The following is a 22,765-nucleotide window of genomic DNA, read 5'->3' as shown; positions in this document are numbered from 1 at the left end:
ATCCCGGTCCGCCTACCGCGAGGCGCCCAGCTCTTTCTGCACGTACCAGGAGTTGAGCATCACGAGCTCGGCCGGCTCGCCGCCGTGGTCGCTCTCGACGACGACCCAGCCCGGGTAGTCATGGGCTCGCAGCTCGGACACGAAGGCCCGGACGTCGACCAGTCCGCCCTCGGTGCCGAGCTCGAAGAACCAGCGCTCGATGCGCCGGCCGCCGCCTCCGTTGAGCATGGTCGCCTCGGCGCCGGGCATCAGGTACTCCTCGCCGGTGTCGGCGAACCGCGTGTCCTTCAGGTGGACGTGCGTCACCCGGTCCGCGTGGTCGCGGTAGAAGCCGACGGGGTCGATGCCGCCGATCGTGAACTCCGCGGTGTCGAGGGCCAGCCCGACGAGGGCGGGATCGGTCGCGGACAGGAAGGTCTCGAGCTGCGCGCGCGAGTGGATGCCGGAAAGGCAGTCGTAGTGCACGGCAAGGCCGATGCCGGACGCGCGCGCCAGTTCACCCACGCGGTTCCACAGCGCGGCCACACGTCCGATTGCATCGTCGTCCAGCGGGCCGGTCATCCATGCGGACGCGACCGGCCGGACCACGAGCTGCTCCCCGCCTGCGGCGGACAGGAAGTCGAGGTAGGGCCGCGCCGCAGCCGCGATGCGCTCGTGCTGGGACGGGTCGAGCGACATCAGGAAGGCGTAGCCCTCCTCCTCCGTGGGAAGACCCGGATCCCAGAAGATGCTCGAGATCCCTGCGATCGATCCCTGCGCGAGGAAGCGCCGGAAGCCCGCCACGTCGCCGTGGTTCGCGAGGATGACCTCGGGGCGGCCGAGGTTGTCCCAGCGTCCGCCCATGCCGCTGCTCAGCTCGAGGTGGTCGAATCCGAGCGCCGAGGCCGTCTTCAGCGCCCGGAGCTGGTGCTCGTGCCGCACGAAGACGTCCATGCGGTAGTTCCACTGGTTGAGGGCGTAGGCCCAGCGCAGGGTGTCCTTCATCGGGTGCTCAGCTCCTTCTCCGCTTCCGCCTGCGCCTCGGCGAGGACGTTGTCGATGTACCACTTCGCCACACAGGTGGCTTCGGCATAGCTGCCGCCGAACGTGTCGGCCTTGTCGTGCTCGACGGTGAGCCAGCCGTCGTAGCCGGAGGTGACGATCTCCCGCATCAGGGCGGGGAAGTCGACGAGTCCTCCTGGCGTGCCCATCTCGTAGAACCAGCGGTCGACGCCGGGAGCCATCATCTCGGGGTCCGGCGGAGTCCGGTACGCCTCGTTCGTGTCGACCGTGTGCGTGTCCTTGAAGTGGAAGCCGGTGCAACGGTCGCGGTAGTCGCGGAACATCTGGACCGGATCGACTCCCGCGATGGTGTGCTGGGCGGTGTCGCAGAAGAAGAACACCGTCTCCGGGTCCGCGTACTGGAAGAAGAGGTCGAGCTGCTCGCGCGTGCGGATGGCGCCCCAGAACTCGAAGTGGCACGTGGTCTTCATGCCGCGGGCCAGCGTCATCTCGCCGACCCGGCTCCACAGCTCCGCCATGGCCTTGATCTTGTCGTCGGTCACCGGCTCGGTCTGGTAGTACGTGCTCGACGGCATGACGATGAAGTTCTCGACCGCGAGCCCGTCGACGGCGTTGGCGGTGTACTCGCAGTCCGCGAAGATGCGGTCGTGCGTCTCGCGCACGTGCGGCGCGGTGTAGGCAGTCGCAGACGGGTAGGCGGTGAAGAGCCCGGTGATCTTCTCCATTCCCACCTCACGGAGCCGCTGCTCGAAGCCGGCGAGCGAGCCGTACATCCCCGCGAGCGCGGGGAGCGTGAAGAAGAACGTGTCGAAGCCCGTGAAGCCGGTGGCGGCGAGCTGCTTGAGGTAGCGGTCCATGTAGGCGCGGTTGAACTGCGGAGGCAGGGGTCCCTGCGGAGTCTGCGTCACCCAATGGTCCATGTAGGACCACTTCGTCCAGGTCATGTTCGGTCTGCCTCTCGTTCGGATGATGGGGATGGTGCGCCGAGCAGGCGGCCCGGCTGCGTGCTGCGCGGGCGGTGCGGCGAGGTGTGGCGGGAAGCCGGATGGCAGGGCCGCCGCGAGCCTACCCACTTCGGTCGGAAACCGGCCAAAGAATTCCGCGCACCGCCCCGAACGGATGCGCCGGGCGGTAGAAAGGAGTACGGAGACGATTCCGGCCGACCGCATCGCGGGCGCGGCACGACGAGAGGATGCGAGCGATGGCGCGACCCATCACCCTGTTCACCGGCCAGTGGGCCGACCTGCCGTTCGAGGAGGTGGCCCGGCTCGCCGGCGAGTGGGGGTACGACGGGCTGGAGATCGCCTGCTGGGGCGATCACCTGGACCCGTGGCGGTGGGATGACGAGGCGTACGTGCAGGGCAAGCTGGACGTGCTGGAGCGCAACGGCCTGAAGGTGTGGACGATCTCCAATCACCTCAAGGGTCAGGCGGTGTGCGATGACCCGATCGATCAGCGGCACCGGGACATCCTGTCCGACCGGGTGTGGGGCGACGGCGACCCCGAGGGTGTCCGCCAGCGGGCCGCGGAGGAGATGCAGAACACCGCACGTCTGGCCGCGAAGCTGGGGGTGAAGACGGTGACCGGGTTCACCGGGTCCTCGATCTGGAAGTACGTGGCCATGTTCCCGCCCGCGTCGCAGGCGATGGTCGATGCCGGCTATCAGGACTTCGCCGACCGGTGGAACCCGATCCTGGATGTGTTCGACGAGGTCGGGGTGCGGTTCGCGCACGAGGTGCACCCGTCGGAGATCGCCTACGACTACTGGACGACGGTGCAGACCCTCGAGGCGATCGGGCATCGGGAGGCGTTCGGGCTGAACTGGGATCCGAGCCACATGGTGTGGCAGGACCTCGACCCGGTCGGGTTCCTGTGGGACTTCAAGGACCGGATCTACCACGTGCACTGCAAGGACACGAAGAAGCGCCTGGGCAACGGGCGCAACGGGCGGCTGTCCTCGCACCTGGCTTGGGCGGACCCGCGCCGCGGCTGGGACTTCATCTCCACCGGCCACGGTGACGTGCCGTGGGAGGACGCGTTCCGGATGCTCAACGCGATCGACTACCAGGGCCCCCTCTCGGTCGAGTGGGAGGACGCCGGCATGGACCGCCTCGTCGGCGCCCCCGAAGCCCTCGAGTTCGTCCGCAGGCTCTCGACGTACGAGCCCTCGGCCGCCGCGTTCGACGCCGCGTTCAGCACCAAATAGCGCGAGCTGCAACCGAACGGACGTGTCGCAACGGCGCACCGTTGCGACACGTCCGCACGGATGCGACACGCCGGCGCTACGTGACCCGGAGCGGCAGCTCGCGCGAGGTCGTGCCGTCGGTCACGGTGATCGTGAAGGCGCCGGGTTCCACCACGAACTCGCCGCTTTCCGAGTTGGTCCAGAAGCCGAGGTCCTCGCGTGACAGCGGGAAGGTGAGCGTCCGCTGCTCGCCCGGCTCCAGGGTGACCCGCTCGAAGCCGCGCAGTCGCCGGACTGCCGGCGCGATCGAGGCGACGAGGTCGCGGACGTAGACCTGCACGATGTCGTCACCCGTGCGGTCGCCGATGTTGCGGACGGTCACGCGAATGGTCACGGTGTCGCCCGCGGCGAGCCGATCCTGTGCGATCGAGGGCTCGACGGAGACCGCATCGAGCTCGAACCTCGTGTAGCTGAGCCCGTGCCCGAAGTCGAACTGCGGGCCGAGGGGCAGGTCGAGATACTTCGACGTGTAGTGGCCGCCGGTGTCGGCGGGCCCCACGAGCCCGACGTCGGGCCGGTCGTCGCCCAGCACGCCGCCGCTGACAGCCGGACGTCCGGTCTCCTCGTGGTCGTAGTAGACGGGCACCTGGCCGACCGAACGGGGAAGCTCATCGGCAGACGGCCGCCCGGGTTCACCTCGCCGAGCAGGGTGCGCGCGATCGCCGGCGCCGCCTCCGTGCCGAGATGCCAGGTGAGCAGCACCGACGGCGCTCGGTCGATCCAGGCGCTGACGTCGAGCGGTCGGCCGGTCGCGAGGACCACGACGAACGGGACGCCGGTGTCAGCCAGGGCGGTGAGGAGCCGCTCCTGGTCGCCGGGGAGCCGGATGTCGCTGCGCGACGCGGCCTCGCCCGAGAGGGAGCTCGGCTCGCCGACGGCGACGATCACCAGGTCCGAGGCCTGTGCCTCCGCGACGGCCTCCGCGAGGAGTCCGTCGTCCGGCCGCAGGAAGTCGGCGCCGTCGGCGACCGTCAGCTCGACGGCGTCCGGAAGGAGCTCGCGCAGTGCGTCCTCGAGGGATCCGGCCGGCGTCGCGAAGTGCTGCACCCAGGCGCCGAGGTGGTCGGTGCTGCGCGCGTAGGGTCCGGTGAGGAGCACCCGCCGCGCGCCCGGGGCGAGCGGAAGCAGGTTGCCGTCGTTCTTCAGCAGCACCGTCGATCGCTCCGCCGCCGTGCGTGCCGCGGCACGCGTCGATGCGGTCGCGGCCGTCGCGGCACGAGGAGCGGCTACGTAAGGCCGGTCGAAGAGTCCCAGCGCGAACTTGAGCCGGAGGACGCGCCGCACCGCGTCGTCGATGCGGGCCTCGTCGACCTCGCCGGGCTGCAGGATCGGCTCGCCCGAGTCGCTGACGACGTTCCCGCCCATCTCGACATCGAGTCCCGCGCCGAGGGCCAGCCGCACCGCATCCGCTACGTCCGTGGCGACCCCGTGGGGTACGAGTTGGGCCACCCCGTCGGCATCGCCGACCACGATCCCCTCGTGGCCCCAGTCCGTCTTGAGCACGTCCGTCAGCAGCCGGCGGTTGGCGTGCATGGGGACGCCGTTGAGCGTGTTGAAGGACGCCATGACGCTTGCGGCACCGGCGGCCACCGCGACGCGGAACGGCTCGAGGTAGGTGCTCCGGAGTCGGTGCTCCGAGAGGTCCGCGGTGTTGTAGTCGCGACCGCCCTCGGCCAGTCCGTAGCCGGTGTAGTGCTTGAGGCAGGCGAGGATCGCGTCGGGTGAGGCGAGGGACTGCCCCTGGTAGCCCCGGACCTTGGCCGCCCCGAATACGCCGGTGAGGTAGGCGTCCTCCCCGAATCCCTCGACCACCCGTCCCCACCGCGGGTCCCGCGACACGTCGACCATGGGGGAGAAGGTCCAGTTCACTCCGGCCGAGCGGGCCTCGGCCGCCGAGATTCGTCCGTCCAGCTCCGCGACCGCGGGATCGAAGCTCGCGGCCTGCGCGAGCGGTGTCGGGAAGATCGTGAACTGGCCGTGCACCACGTCGAGGCCGATCAGCAGCGGAATGCCGTGCTCGCTCTCCTCGACCGCGACGCGCTGCAGCTCGTTGGCGGCTTCCGCGGTCGGCGGCCAGAAGAGCGCCCCGATGCCGTTCCTGGCGAGCTGCGCAGCCTCTTCGGGGTCGCGCCGCCACACGATCTGCAGCTGGTTCAGCTTGTCGGCCCAGGACATCCGGCCGAGCAGTGCGTCGATCGAGGCGGTGGTGTCGCGGTCGGTCATGTCGTGAGCCAGTGCGCGATGCGGTCGACGCTCGCCTGACCCGCCGCCGAGTAGGGCTGGTCGAGGTGGCCGTGGTGTGCCCCAGGCTCCAGCTCGACGACGACCTGCCCGCCGGCCGCCGTGATCTGCCGGCCGTACTCTTCGCCTGAGGCCCGCAGCTGATCGACGTCGGAGTTGAGGATGTAGACCGGCGGCAGTCCGGAGGCGTCGCCGTTCCCGGCGAACGCGTAGAGGTCGGCGAGGCTCTCCTCGGAGCCCACGAAGTTGAGGTTGAGGTAGCGGGAGGTGACGGGATCCATGCCGGCTCCGTCGAGCGTCGCGAGCTTCGCGGACAGCTCGGGGGACGGAGTCGGGAGCACGGGGTGCAGCACCGGATAGACGAGCACCTCGCTCGCCGGGAGCGGCTCCCCGGCGTCCCGGATGCGCGCCACGACGCCTGCGACGAGATTGCCGCCGGCGCTCGCGCCGCCGATGTGCAGCAGGTCGGGTCGGACGCCCAGCTGATCGGCGTTCTCGACCGCCCAGCGCCAGGCGGCGAGCACGTCGTCGGACGGCACCGGGAAGTGGACTCCGTTCAGCGCCTTCGAGTAGTCGATCGCCAGCACGCCGATGCCGCGCGCGGCGAGGAGAGTGCGACCCAGTGCGACTCCGGCATGTCGAGGTGCCCGCCGATAAAGGCGCCGCCGTGGGCCCACACGAAGCCCGCCGAGATGGGCACCCCGGGCATGCGGTACACACGCCCGGGGTGGTCGCCGTGCGGCCCGGGGATCGCGACGTCGGTGACGCGCACCGCGTCGAGTTCGGGGAACGCGGCGACGAGCGAGGCCGTGTCGATGTCGGTTCGCGGATCGGCCGGCTCTCCGTGCGTCTCGAGGTAGCGGATGCCATCGGCGATCGGCAGCCGCCGGAAGTCCGTCACGCCAGTGCGCCGACGCGGCTGGGCGCGAGGGTGCGGATCAGCGCGTGCTGGCGACGGAGCTGGTCCGACGCCCGGTAGGGGATCCGGTCCCCCTCGTACTCGCTCGACAGCCAGCCGGTGTAGCCGGACTCCGCGACCACGTCGAGGATCTCCGCCCACGGGATGTAGCGGTCGACCAGCTGGTCGTCGATCTCGTGGAACTTGGCCTGGAAGTAGACCACCTGGTCCATCACGTCGCGAAGATCGTTGACCGGCACCACCGGGGGAGTGGGGAAGGCGGGGATGTCGCCGGTCCCGAGCTGCGACCGGAGGCCCGGCTCCGTCCGGCGGTGGTGCGACAGCTGGAAGACGCCCGTGTCGATGAGCAGGCCGAAGCTCGTCGTGCCGGTGCGCTCGATGAGGGCGAGGTAGTCGTCGACGGCCTGGGAGCGGATGGATGTGGGCCAGTGGATCTCGGGGCAGATCACGATGTTCCGGTCGTGGGCGAGATCGAGGTTGCGCTCGACGACCTCGGACCAGATCGGGTCGGGGACGAGATCTCCGGTGACGACGCCGATCTTCGGGCGCACGAAGGAGAAGCCGAGCCGCGAGGCGAGCTCGATGTCCAGCGTCAGCTGAGCCGTGCCCTCCTCCACCGTCATCGAGCGGTCGAGGTGGCGTCGCGTGTCGAGCCAGGAGCCGTAGAGGGTGGGGGTCAGTCCGAGACGCTCCACCAGAGCGTGCCAGCCGTCGATCCATGCCGTCGAGAGCTCGGGGTAGCCGAGGATGTGGCCCTCGCCCAGGATTTCGATCCCGGTCGCTCCGAGGTCGGCGATGTCCTCGGCGCAGTCCTCGAGATCCATCACGACGCCGAAGTCGCCGGTGTAGCTGTAGAGGGAGACGCCCAGCTTGAAGGCGGGTTCGGTGCTCATCGGACGATGGTCGCCTTTCTGCTGGCGGTCCAGGTCTGTGGCTGCAGCTCGACCGGGATGTAGGACATGCGGAAGCTGAGGGCGACGGTGACGTCGTGGATCCCGACCGAGAGCCCACCGGGCTTCGGCACGCGGAGGGTGGCGGGCGCGGTCAGCGGCCAGCGCGCCGTCTCCGAGTCGCGCAGGTCCCCGGCCGTGTAGTCGGTGCCCTCGATGCTCCAGACGATCGACTCGGAGGGGAAAGTCTCGCCGTCGACCTCGACGCGCACGCCGTCGATGAGGTTCGTCCAGGTGCCTCGGTAGTAGGGCGAGCGGATGCGCACCTCGAACCCGGTGCGCTCCTCGCCGGACCCCGCGTTGCGGAACCCCTTGGCCTGAATCATGGCCTGTTCGAGCATCGGCACTCCTCCTCCTCGCGGCGTCGTCGCCGGGGCGGCGGCGTCAGTGCGCGCTGAGTAGGACTCTGCGCGATGCGCGGGGAGGGCACAGACGAGATCGGTGATTTCGGGTATCGCGCTGACCGATACCGGCGGCACACCCGGGGGCGTCGTGCTTACCGAACTCGTCCTCGGCGATTACACTCGCACCGACGCCGGGGCCCGTCGGGCCCGTCGGACAGGCCATCGCCGGGTCCGCGCACACCGCCGCGTCGTCCGCCTCGTGCGGCTGACTCGCCAACGGTGATGCATTGATCCTCTCTCCCGCCCGCCTCCGCGCCCTCCTCACGGCGCTCCTCCTCGTCTCGCTGCTCGGCGCGCTCGACCACACGATCGTCGCGTCCTCCCTCGCCACCGTCGCCGGCGAGCTCGGCGGACTCGAGCAGATGAGCTGGATGATCGTCGCCTACACGCTCGCGTCGACCGTCGCGATGCCGGTGTTCGGCCGCCTCGGCGACCTCTACGGCCGTCGCGGGCTCTTCCTCACGAGCCTCGCCGTGTTCCTCGTCGGGTCCGTCCTGTGCGGATTCACCCAGGACATGACCCAGCTGGCCGGCGCGCGCGTCTTCCAGGGCATCGGCGGTGCGGGCGTCCAGCTGCTGTCGCAGACGATCATCGCCGACGTGGTCGCGCCGCGGCAGCGCGCCAAGTACCAGGGGATCATCGGAGCGGCGTTCCCCATCGCGATCGTGATCGGCCCGCTGGCCGGCGGTCTCATCACCGATTCGGTGGGCTGGCGCTGGATCTTCTGGGTCAATGCGCCGCTCGGGCTGCTCGCCCTGCTCCTCGCGGTCCGCAACATCCCGAAGACGGGACGCAGCGCAGCGGCGGGCACCTTCGACGTGCCGGGGGCGGTGCTGCTCGGCATCGCCACCACCGGGCTCGTGCTCGCCGTCACGTGGGGCGGCAGCCTCCTGAGCTGGACGTCCCCCGCGCTGCTCGCGATCGTCGCCGTCACCGTCCTCTCGTCGATCGCGTTCTTCGTCGTCGAGGCCCGCGCCGAGCATCCGCTCGTGCCCCTCGGCATCTTCCGGAGTCGGGTCGTCGTGATCGCCACGATCCTCGCGTCGGTGGTGGGCATCGGGCTGTTCAGCGTCGTGTCCTACCTGCCCGCCTACATCCAGATGATGTACCGGACCACGGCGACCGTTGCGGGACTCGTGCCCGTGGCGTCGGTCCTGGGCATGCTCGTCACGTCGCTCCTGAGCGGCTTCGTCGTGGCGAGGTCGGGCCGCTACCGGATCTTCCCCATCCTCGGCACCGCGGCCGGCGCGGCGGGCCTCGCCGGGATGTCCCTGATCACCGACCACGTCCCGCTCTGGCTGCCGATGGGGCTCATGGCGGTCGTCGGCCTCGGCACGGGCGCGTTCATGCAGCTCGTCGTCGTGATCGTGCAGGGCGTCACCGACCAGTCGGCGCTCGGCGCCGTGACCTCCGCGGTGAACGTGGTGCGGCAGATCGGCTCGACGGTCGCCACGGCGGTGGTCGGGGGAGTGTTCGCGCTGCGACTCGTGGAGGGGCTGCCCGGGACGGTGGACGCGCGAACGCTGACGCCGAACCTCCTGCACACGCTCCCGTCGGCGACGCAGGCGCAGGTGGCGGACGCCTACAGCTCGGCCATGTCGCCGATCTTCCTCGCGCTCGCCGCGGTCTACGCCGTCGGCTTCGTCGCGGCGCTGCTGCTGCCCCACACTGAGCTGAGCAACGAGCTGCAGCACACCCCGGCGGAGTCCGAGGCTCTCTCGATCTGACGCGAAGGAGCGTGACACGTGGTCGACCGCGACCTCTGGAGAAGCTTCCTCACCCCGCCCGCCGAGGCGCGGCCGCGGGTCTGGTGGCACTGGATGAACGGCAACATCGACGAGGAGGGCATCGCCCTCGACATCGAGTGGATGAAGCGCGTGGGGATCGGCGGAGCCCAGGTCTTCGAGGGCGGCATGAACGCGCCGCAGCTCGTCCCGGAGCGCCTCGTGTTCCAGTCCGAGGGGTGGCGGAAGGCGATGCGCTTCGCTGCTGAGCGGGCCGGCGAACTGGGGCTCGAGCTCACCATCGCGACCTCGGCCGGCTGGAGCGCCGCGGGAGGCCCGTGGGTCGCCGAGGCGGACGCGATGAAGAAGGTCGTCTGGAGCGACGTCGTCCTGCACGGCGGCGGGCCGATCGCGACGACGCTCCCGGAGCTCCCGTCGGTGGCCGGGCTCTACCAGGACGTGACGAGGCCGGGAGCGGTGGACGACGGGAGCGGCTTCGCCCGCACCACGCGCGTGCTCGCGGTGCCGGCGGGTCCGGGCCCCCTCGCGCCCGCGGAGATCCTCACGAGCAGCCCGGTGGACAGCACGAGGCCCCTCACCGACGGCCGCTTCGGCCCGGCGGTCGTCCTGCCGCGGGACATGACGGACGGCTCCGCCGAGTGGATCGCGTACCGGTTCGACGAGCCGGTCACCGTCCGGTCCGTCACGGTCGGCCTCCCGGCCCGGCGCGGCTTCGGCGCTCCTCCGGCCGTCGACGCGACGCTCGAGGTCAGCGAGGACGGCGAGACCTACCGGGCGGTCGCCGAGCTCCCGGGCAGCGCCTCTCCGGTGCGGTCGCGCAGCTTCCCGCCGATCACCGGCCGCTGGTTCCGGCTCGTGCTCACGGGTGGGCCCGCCGCAGCAACCGTTCCGCCGATGGCGCCCGGCGTGCTCCCGCTGCCGTTTCCGCCTCCCGCTCCCGAGACTCTGGTGTCCGAGTTGGCGCTGTGGTCCGACGGAAGGATCTCGGCCGCGGAGGAGAAGGCCGGGTTCGCGGCCGCGGCGGACTACTACGCACTGGCATCGCCGGACGGCGGGGCGGCCATCGACCCGGCCGCGGTCGTCGATGTCACTGATCTCACCGACGAGACCGGTCGGCTCGCCTGGGAGGCGCCGCCGGGCGAGTGGCGCATCCTCCGGTTCGGGTACTCGCTGACCGGACACACGAACGGTCCCGCGCCGGCCGAGGCGACCGGGCTCGAGGTCGACAAGCTGGATGCCGAGCGTGTCGAGCGGTACCTGCGCACCTGGCTCCAGATGTACGACGAGACGGTGGGTGCAGAGCTCCTGGGGAGCCGGGGCATCCGGGCGCTGCTCAGCGACAGCATCGAGTCCGGCCCGCAGAACTGGTCCGACGGCCTGCTCGACGAGTTCGCCCAGCGCCGCGGGTACAGCGCTGTGCCGTGGCTGCCGGCGCTCGCAGGCTTCACCGTCGGCAGCGCGGCCGAGAGCGACCGGTTCCTGTGGGACTGGCGGCAGACGATCGCCGAGGTCTTCGCCGAGAGCTTCTACGGGACCATCGCCCGCGTCGCGCACGAGCGCGGGCTGACCTACTACGCCGAGGCCCTCGAGGATCACCGGCCGCAGCTGGGCGACGACATGCAGATGCGCAGCCATGCCGACGTGCCGATGGGGGCCATGTGGACGAAGGAGGAGGGCCGCGACTTCAAGGCGACCTACGTCGCCGACCTCCGCGGCGCGTCCTCGGTCGCCCACGTCTACGGCAAGGCCTTCACCGGCGCCGAGTCGATGAGCGCGTTCGGGCACCCCTACGCCTACGCACCCCGGCACCTCAAGCCGGTCGTCGACCTCGAGCTCGCGCTCGGCGTGACGCGGTTCTGCATCCACACCTCCCCGCACCAGCCCGCCTCGATGCGGCCGCCCGGGATCTCGCTCACGCCGCACCTTGGCCAGACCTTCACACGCCACGAGACGTGGGCCGAGCAGTCCGGGGCGTGGATCGACTACCTGGCCCGTTCGTCGTTCCTGCTCAACGTGGGCGTTCCCGTTGCCGACGTCGCGTACTTCTACGGCGAGGAGGGGCCGCTCACGGCGGTCTTCGGCGACCGACTGCCGGACGAGGTGCCCGACGGCTTCGCCTTCGACTTCGTCGGAGCGAACGGTCTGCTCACGGCGATCGACGTGACGGAGGACGGAGGGCTGGTCTCGCGCGGCAGGGCCGCCTACCGGCTCCTGTACCTGGGCGGCACCGCGCGCTGGATGACCCTTGCTGTGCTTCGCCGCCTCGCCGAGCTCATTGCAGGCGGCGCCGTCGTGGTGGGGGAGCGACCGCTGGGCTCGCCGAGCCTCGCCGACGACGACGCCGAGTTCGCCGCCCTTGTCGAGCGCCTCTGGGGAACGCCGTCTGCGGAGTCGCCGGAGGTCGGCCGCTGGCGGGTGCAGGAGACCACGCTCGCCGCGGCGCTCGCGGCCGAGTCTCTCGAACCGGACTGGAGGTCGGACTCGGGGCCGCTCGCCGTCGTGCACCGCCGGCAGGACGACATCGACGTCTACTTCGTGAGCAACCCGTCGGCGCAGGAGCTCGCGACCACGCTGAGCGTCCGGGCCACCGGCGCACGGGTCGAGTGGTGGGACGCGGTCGCGGGGCGCCGGCACGCGCTCGCCGGGGTGCAGGCGGCGGGGCGCACGGAGGTCGAGATCACCCTGCCCGCGCATGGCGCCGGCTTCGTCGTCCTGGGGAACACGCCGGCGGGCGGTGCTCTCCCGGATGCCTCGTGGTCGCTCGAACGCAGCGAGATCGCCCGGCTCGAGCGCGACTGGTCCGTGGCGTTCTCCCCGGCCGCCGGGCCCGACGTTGCGCCCCTGACGCTCGCCGGGCTCGGTCCCTTCACCGCGGCGGACGGCGCCCCGGCGCTCTTCTCGGGCACGGCGGTGTGGAGCACCGAGTTCGACCTGACCTCGGAGGCCGCGGACGCAGAGGGGCGGATCGTCCTGTCGCTCGGCGACGTCCTCGAGCTGGCGACCGTCAGCGTCAACGGCTCACCGACAACGCCCGTCTGGACGGAGCCCTTCGAGGTCGACATCACCGGCCTCGTCCGGCCCGGACGCAACCGGCTCGAGGTCGCGGTCACCAACACATGGGCCAACCGGCTGATCGCCGACGCCGCGGCCCCCGAGCAGGCCACCACCCAGCTGACGGGCCCGGTGTTCGAAGCCGATGCGGTCGTCCCCGCTTGGGGCCTCGGCGGTCCCGTGACGCTGAACATGGAGGTCATCAGGCACATCGCCTCTCATCACGAAGAGTGATTGGGGCTATAAATCGCCTGCGTGTGATAGTTGCCCCGCGCCGGGGACCCCAGCCGGCGCGGGGCCCGACCGGCAGCGGTCGGGACGACAACGAAGTCACACGAGAGGCTCACCGCATGAACCAGTCCCGGCCCTTCGGGCCCTCCCGGCTCGCCCTGGTGGCGATCCCGGCCACAGCAGCCCTCCTCCTCGCCGGGTGCTCCGGCGGAGGCTCGGGCAGCGGCGGCAATGGCGGCGGCGACGCCGCCGAGCCGCAGAGCATCACGCTCGCCATCGGCTCGGCGAACCCCAACGAGCACCAGTTCCAGGATGTCGCCAAGGCCTACGAGGCGGCGCACAAGGGCGTCTCCATCAAGGTGGAGAACCTCCCCGGCGAGGGCTACCCGCAGGCGATCGCCACCCGCGTCCAGGCCGGCAACGCGCCGGACGTGTTCCAGGTGGCGTCCGGATCCGGGCAGGCCGACTCGATCGCGCCGCTCGCCAAGGCCGGCCTCCTGCTTGAGCTGTCGGACCCCGACATCAAGGACCGTCTCGCCAAGGGCGAGGAGGCCGACTTCCAGTACAACGGCAAGGTCTACGGCGTGCCCACGGCCACCGCCGTGAACGGCGTCGTCTGGAACCCGGACCTCGCGAAGCAGGTCGGGCTCGACGTCACCGCCGAGACGAGCCTGGACGACATCATCGCCCAGTGCCCGGACGTCGCAGCAAAGGGCGTCGCCGTCTTCGGCCTCGCCGGCGCCGTGCCGTTCAACCCCGGCATCGCGAGCATCGAGCTGGCAACGTCGATCGTGTACGGCCCCACCCCCGACTGGAACAAGCAGCGGGCCGACGGCAAGGTCAAGTTCGCGACCTCCAAGGAGTGGAAGTCCACCCTCGACTACCTCAAGAAGATGTTCGAGGCGGGCTGCTTCCAGCCCGGTGCCGAGGGTGCCGGCTTCGACGCCCTCACCAACGGTGCGTCGAGCGGGAAGATCATCGGCTTCTTCGCCCCGAGCGGTGCGGCCAAGTCGATCATGGACGGCGCGGGCGGACACGTGACGCTCACCGTCCTGCCCTTCCCGGCGCCGAAGGGCGTCGACCCGATGATGTCCGTCAGCTCGGACATCTCGGTCGCCGGCAGCTCCAAGACGAAGAGCCCCAAGCTCGTGGCGGACTTCCTCAAGTTCTTCACTGAGAAGGAGGGCTCGAAGACGATGGCCGACGGTCAGGGCACGCTTCCCGTGAACGCCACCGACACGTCCGACCTGCTCCCGCAGTACGCTCCGGTTGCTGACATCCTGACGAGTGGGAACACCCGCCCGTTCGCGTCGGTGACGTGGCCGAACCCCAAGGTCTACGACGACCTGGGCAGTGGCGCCACCGCCGTGATGACCGGCCAGAAGTCGGCTGACGAGGTGCTCAAGCAGATGGACTCCGACTGGGGCTGATCGGCCTCAAGGAGGGTGCGCCGAAACGTCGGCGCACCCTCCCCACCTCCTTCACGACACACGGCCAACCAAGCCCGTAAGGAATCGACATGAGCGCATCGACGCGCACGGTTGACAGGAACGCCGGGACCCCGGCGCGCGCCGCCCGGCCCCCTCAGCCCTCTACTGCTCGCCGGCGCACCTACAAGATGGGCCACGGGTACTGGTGGTGGGCCCTCCCCGCCGTGATCCTCATGCTCGGGGTCGTCTACCTGTCCACCGCGTCGGGCGCGTTCTTCGCGTTCACGGACTGGACAGGCATCGGGTCCTTCAACTTCATCGGCTTCGACAACTTCGTCCGGATCACCCAGAACCCCGAGTTGGTCGGCGCGCTCATCAACACGCTGCTGCTGGCGGCCGGCTTCCTGATCTTCACGAACGTCCTGGGCCTGGCTTTCGCCATCGCCCTGAACCGCGGACTGAAGACGCGCTACCTGCTGCGCACCCTGCTCTTCATGCCGGTGGTCCTCAGCCCGATCGCGGTGTCCTTCGTCTGGAAGTTCATCTTCGCGTACGAGGGTCCGCTCAATCAGTTCCTCGGCGCCGTCGGCCTCAAGAACCTGCAGCAGGTGTGGCTCGCGAGCCCCACCCTGGCCCTCGGCTGCGTTCTGGTCGTCATGGTCTGGCAGAACATCGGCTTCACGATGGTGCTGTACCTGGCGGGCCTCGCGACCGTCCCGCCGGAGCTGGAGGAGGCGGCAGCGCTCGACGGCGCCGGTGCCTGGACTCGGTTCCGCACCATCGTGGTGCCGATGATCCAGCCGTCCATCGCCATCGCGTCGACCCTGTCGCTCATTCAGGGCCTTCGGGTCTTCGACCAGGTGCTCGCCCTGACCGGGGGCGGTCCGGGCGGGGCGACCGAGACCCTGGCGACCGAGGTGTACAAGACGACCTTCGTCTACCAGCAGTTCGGTTTCGGCGCCGCGATGGCGCTGGTTCTCAGCGTGATCATCCTCATCTTCGCGATCGCCCAGCAGGCTGCGACGCGTGACCGTACCGGAATCGGAGACTGACAGATGTTCCAGTACACCCGCCGAACGCTGATCCTCGAGATCGTCATGATCGTCGTGACGCTGCTCATGCTCCTGCCCTTCTGGATCCTGATCGTGACGAGCTTCAAGACCCTGCCCGAAGTGCTGAGCAGCCCGGCGCTCGCGCCGCCCACCGCGCCCACCTTCGACAACTTCTCGACGCTGCTGTCGCCGGAGAGCTCCCAGTCGGCGGGCATCATCCAGGCGCTCCTGACCAGCATCCTCATCACCGTGGGCAGCATCATCGGGCTCGTCGTGCTGGGGTCGACCGCCGCCTACGTGCTCGCTCGGAGCACGCGGAAGTGGAGCACCCGGACGTTCTTCCTCTTCGCCATCGCGATCATCCTGCCCACCCAGCTGGGCACCCTGCCTCTCTACATCGGCGCCAAGGAGGTGGGACTGGTCGGCTCACCATGGGGCATGATGCTCATCTACACCGGGATGCTCCTGCCTCTGTCGGTGTTCATCTACGCCGGGTTCTTCCGCCGGCTCCCGCGCGACTACGAGGAGTCGGCCACCCTCGATGGGGCGTCCCGCTTCCAGGTCTTCTCCCGGGTCGTCTTCCCCCTCATGTCGCCGGCGACCGGCACGGTCGCGATCCTCGCGGGCCTCATCGTGTGGAACGACTTCTTCACGTCGCTCATCTTCCTGAGCGGCTCGGCATGGCAGACGCTGCCCGTGGCGATGTACAACTACGTGGGCTCGCTGGTGTCCCAGTGGAACCTGATCTTCGCTCTCGTCCTCGTCTCGATGCTCCCGATCCTGATCTTCTACGTGTTCGCGCAGCGGAAGTTCATCCAGGGCTTCGCCGGCGGGCTCAAGAGCTGAGCGTGGAGCTCGTCGAGAACCAGCGCAGGGGCGACCAGGACGACGGCACCTTCCTCAACCCCGTCATGTCCGGAGACCATCCGGATCCCACGATCCTCAAGGACGGCGACGACTACTACCTGACGTTCTCGTCCTTCGAGGCGTATCCCGGACTGTTCCTCTGGCACTCGCGGGACCTCGTCAACTGGAGCCCGATCGGTCCGGCCATCACCACGCCGCTCGGCAGCGTGTTCGCGGTCGATCTGGTGAAGCACGGCGACCGGTACTTCATCTACATCCCGATGATTCCGACCAGCCTCGCCCCGCAGCCCGGCGGGCCTGCGCGGACCTACGTCATCTGGGCCGACGACATCCGCGGGCCATGGTCCGAGCCGATCGACCTCGGCATCCGGGGCACCATCGACCCTGGGCACGTCGTGGGCGAGGACGGCAAGCGTTATCTCTTCATGAGCGGCGTGACGCGCATCCAGCTCACCGACGACGGCCTGGCGACGGTCGGCGAGATCGAGAAGGTCTACGACGGCTGGCGCTACCCGGACGACTGGGTCGTCGAGGCGTACGCGCTCGAGGGCCCCAAGCTGCTGCGCCGCGGCGGGTGGTTCTACCTCGTCAGCGCGGTGGGCGGCACGGGCGGCCCGCCCACCGGGCACATGGTGATCGTCGCCCGCTCGCGGTCGGTCGACGGGCCCTGGGAGAACCACCCCGCGAACCCGATCATCCGCACCGTCGACGCGGCCGAAGCATGGTGGTCACGCGGCCACGCCACTCTGGTCGAGGGCCGCGCGGCGACTGGTGGGCCGTCTATCACGGCTACGAGAACGGCTACCGCACACTCGGCCGGCAGATGCTGCTCGAGCCGATCGAGTGGACGGAGGACGGGTGGCCGCGCGCCCTCGGGGGCGACCTCTCCGCGCCGCTGCCGATGCCCACCGCGAGCGCCGGTGCCCCGCACGGCATGACGGTGTCCGACGACTTCAGCGTCGGTGCCCTCGGCACCCGATGGACGTTCTACCTGCCCGGCAGGGCCGAGGCGGAGCGAGCGACGTTCGGCGACGGACTCCGGCTCCTCGCGAAGGGCGACGATCCGGTCTCCAGCTCCCCGCTGGCCGTGATCGTGGGCGACCACGCCTACGAGGTCGAGGTCGATCTCGAGCTGCACGGGGACGCCGAGGGGGCCTGCTGCTCTTCTACGACCGCCGGCTGTTCTCGGGCGTCGGCGTCACGGCCGAGCGGATGGTCACCTACCGGTCGGGGGAGTCGCTCTTCCACTGGCGGGAGCCGGCCCCGGCGGCGCGCCGGTGGCGGCTGCGGATCACCAACGACCGCCACATCGTCACCATGCACTACCGCGCGGGCGACGGGCCCTGGACGCGGCACGGCCTGCGCTTCGAGACCTCCGGGTACCACGCGAACGCGGCGGTCGACCTGGCGAGCCTCCGACCCGCGCTCTTCGCATTGGGCGAGGGCGCGGTCACCTTCCGGAACTTCCGCTACCGCGCCCTCTGAACTGCCCACTTCTGCGGCATGTCGCACGCGAATTGCGACGGAAGTGGGCAGGTCAGGGCGCTGACGCGCTGAGCGACTTCCCCGCCTCCACGAAGAGTGCGCGCATCCACTGGTGCTCCGGGTCGCGCTGGTGCACGGGGTGCCACCAGAGCGCCTCGGTGATCGGCGTCGCCTCGAAGGGCGGATCCAGGACGCGGACACCCTCGGTGCGCTCCGCGAGCGTCGCGAGTCCGCGCTGCAGGAGACCCAGCCGGTTCGAGCCCGCGATGAACGACGGCAGCGCGAGGAAGCCCTCCACCACCGCCTGCACCCGAGGCTCGATGCCGAGCTGCTGCAACTGCCGGGTCGCCGACGTGAAGGCCGAGCGCGACGAGTAGGTGAACACCCACGGCAGCTCGCGTGCATTGTCCATGGTCACCGTGTCGCCAACCGCGGCATTGTCGCTCGCGACCACGACGACCCAGGAGTCGGTCCGGATGTCCTGGTAGGGCAGGTCGGTGAGGAAGCCGTGCGGAATGATCAGGCCGTCGGCGGACCGGAGCCGGTTGACCGCGTCCTCGACGATCTGCGGGTTGTGCTGCACGAAGCGGAACCGGACACCCGGTGCCCGCTCCGCGGCCAGGGCCGAGGTGCGCGCGCCGAGGGTCGCGAAGGCGTAGTCGGACCCGTAGATGGTGAACTCGCGCGTCGACTCGCGCGGGTTCCACGTGGCCTGGCTCTCGAAGACGCGGCGGTTCGCGTCCATCGCGGCGGCGGTGTGCTCGGCCAGCCGGGAGGCCAGGGGTGTCAGCTCGTAGCTGTTGCCCTGCCGGGCGAGGATCTGGTCGTTGAAGTGGATGCGCAGCCGCGCGAGGGATGCGCTGAGGGCCGGCTGGCTGAGGTGCAGCTGCTCCGCCGCCCGCGTCACGCTGCGCTCGGTGAGCAGGGCGTCGAGCGCCACCAGCAGGTTGAGATCCAGCCGCGAGAGCGGAGCCTGATCAGCCACAGCAGTGTGTTCCTTCGGCGTTGAGTGAACGATCGTCAATTGTATCCATGGCGTCGATCCCCGAGCCTGAGGGCATCCTGGCTGTCAATCCTGCTGACGCGATTCGCCCCTCGTCCAACTTATGTCGCATATAGGCAATAGGGATGTGTGTTCTCCGAACCGGTCGTGTTGACTGGCCCGTGACCGCACCGCTGCGGGTCCCCGGAGCCGGCATGCCGATGGCCTCCGCGAGGTCTCGCGGACGAGACCAGGAGGAACGCCATGTACCAGCTCGCCCCCAACATCGAGCTTCTCTTCACCGAGGCGGGCGACTACCAGGACCGCGTCCGAGCCGCGGCCGCGGCGGGCTTCACCGCCGTCGAGATGTGGGGGCCGACCGGGGTCGACGCGCCGGCGAAGCCGAAGGACCTCCCGGCGCTCAAGGCGGCGCTCGTCGAGACAGGGACCCAGCTCACGGCCCAGCTGTCGGAGCCGCGGACGCAGTTCATGATCCCGCCCCGCGACCATTCCGAGTTCTACCGGAAGCTCGACGAGGGCGTCGCGATCGCGCACGACCTCGGCTGCCCGAGGATCGTCGTGGGCAGCGGCACCGGCTTCGGCGGGTCGAAGCGCCAGACGCAGCTCGACGAGCTCATCGAGATCTACCGCAAGGCGATCGCCCAGATCGCCGGATCGGACATCACCCTCGTCCTCGAGCCCGTCAACATCCGGGTCGACCACCCCGGCGCCCTGCTCGACCGCACCTCGGAGGCCGTCTACGTGGCCCGAGGCGTCGACTCGCCCTTCTTCGGGGTCCTGTACGACATCTACCACTCGGCCGTCGAGGGGAGGACATGCAGGCCGAGCTGGCGGGCGGCGGCGACCTCATCAAGTACGTGCAGCTCGCCGACGCGCCCGGTCGCGGCGAGCCGGGGACCGGCGACCTCGACTGGACGGAGCGCCTCGGCCTGCTCCGCGCCTCCGGCTACGACGGCCCGATCGGCCTCGAGTACTACCCGCAGACCCCGTCCGCCGAGTCGGTGCGCCGCATCGCCGAGCTGGCCGCCACCGCATGACCGTGCGCGAGTACCCCGAGGCCGTCGACGTCGTGATCGTCGGCAGCGGCCCGAGCGGAGCGGCCTACGCGCGGATCCTCACGGAGCGGGCGCCCCAGGCCACCATCGCGATGTTCGAGGTGGGCCCGACGGTCACCGACCCGCCCGGGGCGCACGTCAAGAACATCGAGGACCCGGAGGCCCGGGCTCTCGCCCAGGAGCGCTCCGAGGGACCCGGCGCCGGAGCGGCGACCGTGGCCAATCCCGGCGAGGTCAAGGCGGGGTACCGACGGGCCCGGCCGGGCACCTTCCTCCTCGAGGATGGCTACCAGGTCGATGGCGAGGACGGACTCCCGGTCGCCGCCATGTCGAGCAACGTGGGCGGCATGGCCGCGCACTGGACCGGGGCCTGTCCGCGCCCCGGCGGCAGCGAGCGCATCGCCTTCCTCGGCGACCTCGACGAGCTGCTCGCGGAGGGCGAGCGCCTGCTCGGCGTGCGGACGGACGCCTTCGCGTCCTCGCCGATGGCCGAGCTCGTGCTGCAGCGCCTGTCGACCGCACTCGACGAGGGTCGCGAGCCGGAGGCCCACGTGCAGCGGATGCCGCTCGCGGTGCACCGGCGCGACGACGGGCGGCTGGTCTGGTCCGGGTCCGATGTCGTGCTCGGCGACGAGACTCGCGGCAATCCGAACTTCCGGCTCTTCGACGAGTCCCTCGTGACCCGGGTGCTCCTTGAGGACGGGCGCGCTGCCGGAGTCGAGGTCCGCGACCAGCGCTCGGGCGAGACGTCCACCGTGCGTGCCCGCTTCGTGGTCGTCGCGGCCGACGCGCTGCGCACGCCGCAGGTCCTGTGGGCGTCCGGCATCCGGCCGGCCGCACTGGGCCGGTATCTCAACGACCAGACGCAGATCGTCTTCGCGTCGCGCATCCGGGAGGCGAAGGCCGCCGAGTCCTCGGAGCGGACCGGCGCCGGACTGAGCGAGGGGAGCGGCGTCAACTGGGTGCCCTTCACCGACGACGTCCCGTTCCACGGCCAGATCATGCAGCTGGACGCCTCGCCGGTCCCGCTGGCCGAAGACGATCCCGTGGTGCCCGGCTCGATCGTCGGACTCGGGCTCTTCTGCGCGAAGGACCTGCAGGAGTCCGACCGGGTCGAGTTCGACGACGAGACGCGGGACTTCTACGGAATGCCCGCGATGCGCATCCACTACACGCTCACCGAGCGCGACCACGAGGTGCAGGCCCGGGCACGCGAGGAGATCGTGCGCCTCGGCCGGATCGTCGGGGAGCCCCTCGACGAGCGGCCGTTCACGATGCCGCTCGGCGCCTCTCTCCACTACCAGGGGTCGTTCCGGATGGGCACGACCGACGACGGCACCAGCGTCTGCGACCCGGACAGCCAGGTGTGGTCGACGCCCTGCCTCTACGTGGCCGGCAACGGGGTCATCCCCACCGCCACCGCGTGCAACCCGACGCTGACCTCGGTCGCGCTCGCGGTGCGCGGAGCGAGGCGGATCGCGAGCGAGCTCGCGTCATGACGATCGGCGGGGACCGCCGACGACAGAACCAACAGAGTCCGCGCGCCCGGCAGGGTGCGCGACGCGAACAAGGAGGTTGCGGTGATACCGGATCGGATCATCGAGCAGGGAACGCTCACGACGGACGGCTCGAAGGCCACCGTGGAGGTGCGCCTTCCCTGGTACCGGGCGCTGCCCGGATCGAGCATCTCGGAGGTCGGCTTCGCCATCGACGGAGTGCCGGCGCAGGCGGAGTCCCTCCGCTGGACGATGAACGGACGCACGTTCCGGCTCGACGAGCTCGCCACCGAGCTCGACGAGTGGTGGTTCCCCACCGACTCCGCCGTCGTGTCCGCCGACCTCCCGGTCGAGCCGGGCGAGGGCGAGCACCAGGTCGACGTCGAGCTCAAGCTCTACATCCCCTACATCGTGACCGACCAGGGTGTCCTCCGCATCGAGGAGCACGACACCAAGACCATGAAGGCGGCGAAGAAGTGACCGAGACGCTCGGCGCGCCCATCCAGGGCGTCACGCTCTACAGCTTCACCCGGGCCGTGCACGGCCGGGAGTACGACCTCGAGAGCCTCATCCGCAAGGTCGCGGCCGACGGCTTCGGCCCGGGACTCGAGATCATCGGCTTCTCGAGCTTCCGCGGCTTCCCGAAGCTCGACGACGCGTTCGTCGGCTGGTTCAGGGACCTTGTGGCCGAGGTGGACCTGGTCCCGACCTCCCTGGCGATCAACGCCGACGTCGGCATCCGCCGGGACCGCCTCCTCACCCAGGAGGAGCTGGTCGAGTACATGACCCCGCAGATCGAGGCCGCGGCGAAGCTCGGCTTCTCGATCGCGCGCGTGCAGATCTCGCTCACCCCGGACGCGATGGAGGCGCTGCTCCCGATCGCCGAGCGCACCGGCGTCACGCTGGCGCTCGAGGTGCACGCGGATCAGCACGCCCGCCACGAGCGCGTGCTCGCCCTCCGCGACCGCTACGAGAAGATCGGCTCCCCGCTGCTCGGCTTCACGGCCGACTGGGGCGCCACGGTCAAGGGCTTCGCGCCGTCGCTGATCGAGGCGTACCGCCGCCGAGGGGCCTCCGAGGAGCTCCTCCAGGCGGTCACCGAGCTGTGGAACCAGACGTACCAGGACGGCCCGCCCGACAACCAGGGCGAGCACGGGAAGCGCTTCGGCGCCTTCATCGGCCTCGCCCACCAGCACGGGCGGCCCGACCTCGGCATCGACTTCGGCATCAACGGCACCGGCCTGTTCGGCCCGGCGCCGGTCGACGGCTGGCTGGAGATCGCGCCCTGGATCCGCCACGTCCACGGCAAGTTCTTCGGCATCGACGAGAACGGCGAGGAGCCCTCCGTCCCGGTCCGTGAGCTCATTCAGCTCCTGGTCGACATCGGCTACACCGGTGCGATCTCGAGCGAGTACGAGGGCTGGCACTGGAACTACTGGCAGAGCCCGTTCGACATCATCCGTGGCGAGCAGGCCGTCCAGCGCTCCGCCGCTGCCGATGCCGGCTCCCGGATGGTGACCGACCCCGCGGAGGCGCGCGCCGCCCTCGCCCGCCACCTCGCCCAGCCCGTCCGCGGCTGACGGAAGGAT

Annotated in this window: 19 protein-coding genes and 2 pseudogenes; 12 read left to right on the top strand and 9 right to left on the bottom strand. The window is 70.3% G+C overall.

Features of this window, described 5'->3' with window-relative positions; translation table 11 throughout:
• Nucleotides 1–12 precede the first annotated feature (12 nt).
• A complete protein-coding gene (locus QUE51_RS01875; protein ID WP_286277940.1) occupies nucleotides 13–984 on the bottom strand; it encodes a sugar phosphate isomerase/epimerase family protein in 972 nt (323 codons plus the stop codon).
• Nucleotides 981–1,946 carry a sugar phosphate isomerase/epimerase family protein gene (locus tag QUE51_RS01870; protein ID WP_286277939.1) on the bottom strand — a complete coding sequence of 322 codons (966 nt, stop codon included), beginning with the start codon at nucleotides 1,944–1,946 and terminating at the stop codon, nucleotides 981–983. Before QUE51_RS01870 ends, QUE51_RS01875 begins: the two co-directional genes overlap by 4 nt.
• A gap of 257 nt (nucleotides 1,947–2,203) precedes the next feature.
• Between QUE51_RS01870 and QUE51_RS01865 the strand changes: the two genes are divergently transcribed.
• Nucleotides 2,204–3,208 carry a sugar phosphate isomerase/epimerase family protein gene (locus tag QUE51_RS01865; protein WP_286277561.1) on the top strand — a complete coding sequence of 335 codons (1,005 nt, stop codon included), beginning with the start codon at nucleotides 2,204–2,206 and terminating at the stop codon, nucleotides 3,206–3,208.
• Nucleotides 3,209–3,284: 76 nt separating this feature from the next.
• Here QUE51_RS01865 and QUE51_RS01860 read toward each other — a convergent pair whose 3' ends face one another.
• From QUE51_RS01860 to QUE51_RS01835, 6 genes are read right to left on the bottom strand one after another with little or no spacing between them, the layout of a single operon-like run.
• Nucleotides 3,285–3,581, bottom strand: coding sequence for a fibronectin type III-like domain-contianing protein (locus tag QUE51_RS01860; RefSeq protein ID WP_286277938.1), 297 nt, complete (start codon nucleotides 3,579–3,581; stop codon nucleotides 3,285–3,287).
• On the bottom strand, nucleotides 3,578–5,470 hold the full coding sequence (locus QUE51_RS01855) for a glycoside hydrolase family 3 N-terminal domain-containing protein (RefSeq protein WP_286277937.1): 1,893 nt from the start codon (nucleotides 5,468–5,470) through the stop codon (nucleotides 3,578–3,580). Before QUE51_RS01855 ends, QUE51_RS01860 begins: the two co-directional genes overlap by 4 nt.
• Nucleotides 5,467–6,075: an alpha/beta hydrolase gene (locus QUE51_RS01850; protein ID WP_286277936.1), complete on the bottom strand. Its 609-nt coding sequence runs from the start codon at nucleotides 6,073–6,075 to the stop codon at nucleotides 5,467–5,469. Before QUE51_RS01850 ends, QUE51_RS01855 begins: the two co-directional genes overlap by 4 nt.
• Complete coding sequence (locus tag QUE51_RS01845) at nucleotides 6,045–6,389, bottom strand: hypothetical protein (protein WP_286277935.1); 345 nt, start codon at nucleotides 6,387–6,389, stop codon at nucleotides 6,045–6,047. Before QUE51_RS01845 ends, QUE51_RS01850 begins: the two co-directional genes overlap by 31 nt.
• Entirely contained in the window at nucleotides 6,386–7,300 is a 915-nt protein-coding gene (locus tag QUE51_RS01840; RefSeq protein ID WP_286277934.1) for a sugar phosphate isomerase/epimerase family protein, read from the bottom strand. Before QUE51_RS01840 ends, QUE51_RS01845 begins: the two co-directional genes overlap by 4 nt.
• A complete protein-coding gene (locus QUE51_RS01835) occupies nucleotides 7,297–7,698 on the bottom strand; it encodes a C-glycoside deglycosidase beta subunit domain-containing protein (RefSeq protein ID WP_286277933.1) in 402 nt (133 codons plus the stop codon). The genes QUE51_RS01840 and QUE51_RS01835 overlap by 4 nt, the downstream gene beginning before the upstream one ends.
• A 290-nt stretch (nucleotides 7,699–7,988) precedes the next feature.
• Here QUE51_RS01835 and QUE51_RS01830 point away from each other — a divergent pair, with 290 nt between their 5' ends.
• The 7 genes and pseudogenes from QUE51_RS01830 (at nucleotide 7,989) to QUE51_RS01795 (ending at nucleotide 17,622) form a co-directional block, all read left to right on the top strand.
• On the top strand, nucleotides 7,989–9,488 hold the full coding sequence (locus QUE51_RS01830; RefSeq protein WP_286277932.1) for an MFS transporter: 1,500 nt from the start codon (nucleotides 7,989–7,991) through the stop codon (nucleotides 9,486–9,488).
• A gap of 18 nt (nucleotides 9,489–9,506) precedes the next feature.
• Nucleotides 9,507–12,791, top strand: a complete 3,285-nt coding sequence (locus QUE51_RS01825) for a glycosyl hydrolase (protein WP_286277931.1) — start codon at nucleotides 9,507–9,509, stop codon at nucleotides 12,789–12,791.
• A gap of 116 nt (nucleotides 12,792–12,907) precedes the next feature.
• On the top strand, nucleotides 12,908–14,218 hold the full coding sequence (locus QUE51_RS01820) for an ABC transporter substrate-binding protein (RefSeq protein ID WP_286277930.1): 1,311 nt from the start codon (nucleotides 12,908–12,910) through the stop codon (nucleotides 14,216–14,218).
• A gap of 89 nt (nucleotides 14,219–14,307) precedes the next feature.
• Nucleotides 14,308–15,270 carry a carbohydrate ABC transporter permease gene (locus QUE51_RS01815; RefSeq protein WP_286277929.1) on the top strand — a complete coding sequence of 321 codons (963 nt, stop codon included), beginning with the start codon at nucleotides 14,308–14,310 and terminating at the stop codon, nucleotides 15,268–15,270.
• 3 nt (nucleotides 15,271–15,273) lie between these two features.
• Nucleotides 15,274–16,116, top strand: coding sequence for a carbohydrate ABC transporter permease (locus QUE51_RS01810; protein ID WP_286277928.1), 843 nt, complete (start codon nucleotides 15,274–15,276; stop codon nucleotides 16,114–16,116).
• A 65-nt stretch (nucleotides 16,117–16,181) separates the two neighbouring features.
• Nucleotides 16,182–16,942, top strand: a pseudogene (locus QUE51_RS01805) (family 43 glycosylhydrolase); the annotation flags it as partial.
• Between the two features lie 407 nt (nucleotides 16,943–17,349).
• A complete protein-coding gene (locus tag QUE51_RS01795) occupies nucleotides 17,350–17,622 on the top strand; it encodes a hypothetical protein (RefSeq protein WP_286279491.1) in 273 nt (90 codons plus the stop codon).
• A gap of 52 nt (nucleotides 17,623–17,674) precedes the next feature.
• Here QUE51_RS01795 and QUE51_RS01790 read toward each other — a convergent pair whose 3' ends face one another.
• The gene (locus QUE51_RS01790; protein WP_286277927.1) at nucleotides 17,675–18,607 is read right to left on the bottom strand and encodes a LysR family transcriptional regulator; all 933 of its coding nucleotides are present in this window, start codon (nucleotides 18,605–18,607) and stop codon (nucleotides 17,675–17,677) included.
• Between the two features lie 261 nt (nucleotides 18,608–18,868).
• On the opposite strand from QUE51_RS01790, the pseudogene QUE51_RS17730 reads away from it, so the two are divergent.
• From QUE51_RS17730 to QUE51_RS01765, 4 genes and pseudogenes are all read left to right on the top strand, one after another.
• Nucleotides 18,869–19,662 (top strand): annotated as a pseudogene (locus QUE51_RS17730) (TIM barrel protein).
• On the top strand, nucleotides 19,659–21,179 hold the full coding sequence (locus QUE51_RS01775) for a GMC oxidoreductase (protein WP_286277925.1): 1,521 nt from the start codon (nucleotides 19,659–19,661) through the stop codon (nucleotides 21,177–21,179). Before QUE51_RS17730 ends, QUE51_RS01775 begins: the two are co-directional and overlap by 4 nt.
• An 81-nt stretch (nucleotides 21,180–21,260) precedes the next feature.
• Complete coding sequence (locus QUE51_RS01770) at nucleotides 21,261–21,656, top strand: C-glycoside deglycosidase beta subunit domain-containing protein (RefSeq protein ID WP_286277924.1); 396 nt, start codon at nucleotides 21,261–21,263, stop codon at nucleotides 21,654–21,656.
• A complete protein-coding gene (locus QUE51_RS01765) occupies nucleotides 21,653–22,756 on the top strand; it encodes a sugar phosphate isomerase/epimerase family protein (protein ID WP_286277923.1) in 1,104 nt (367 codons plus the stop codon). The genes QUE51_RS01770 and QUE51_RS01765 overlap by 4 nt, the downstream gene beginning before the upstream one ends.
• Nucleotides 22,757–22,765: the final 9 nt, after the last annotated feature.

It is taken from the genome of Naasia aerilata (assembly GCF_030296595.1).
Taxonomy (GTDB): domain Bacteria; phylum Actinomycetota; class Actinomycetes; order Actinomycetales; family Microbacteriaceae; genus Naasia; species Naasia aerilata.
This window is presented reverse-complemented; position numbering and strand designations above follow the sequence as displayed.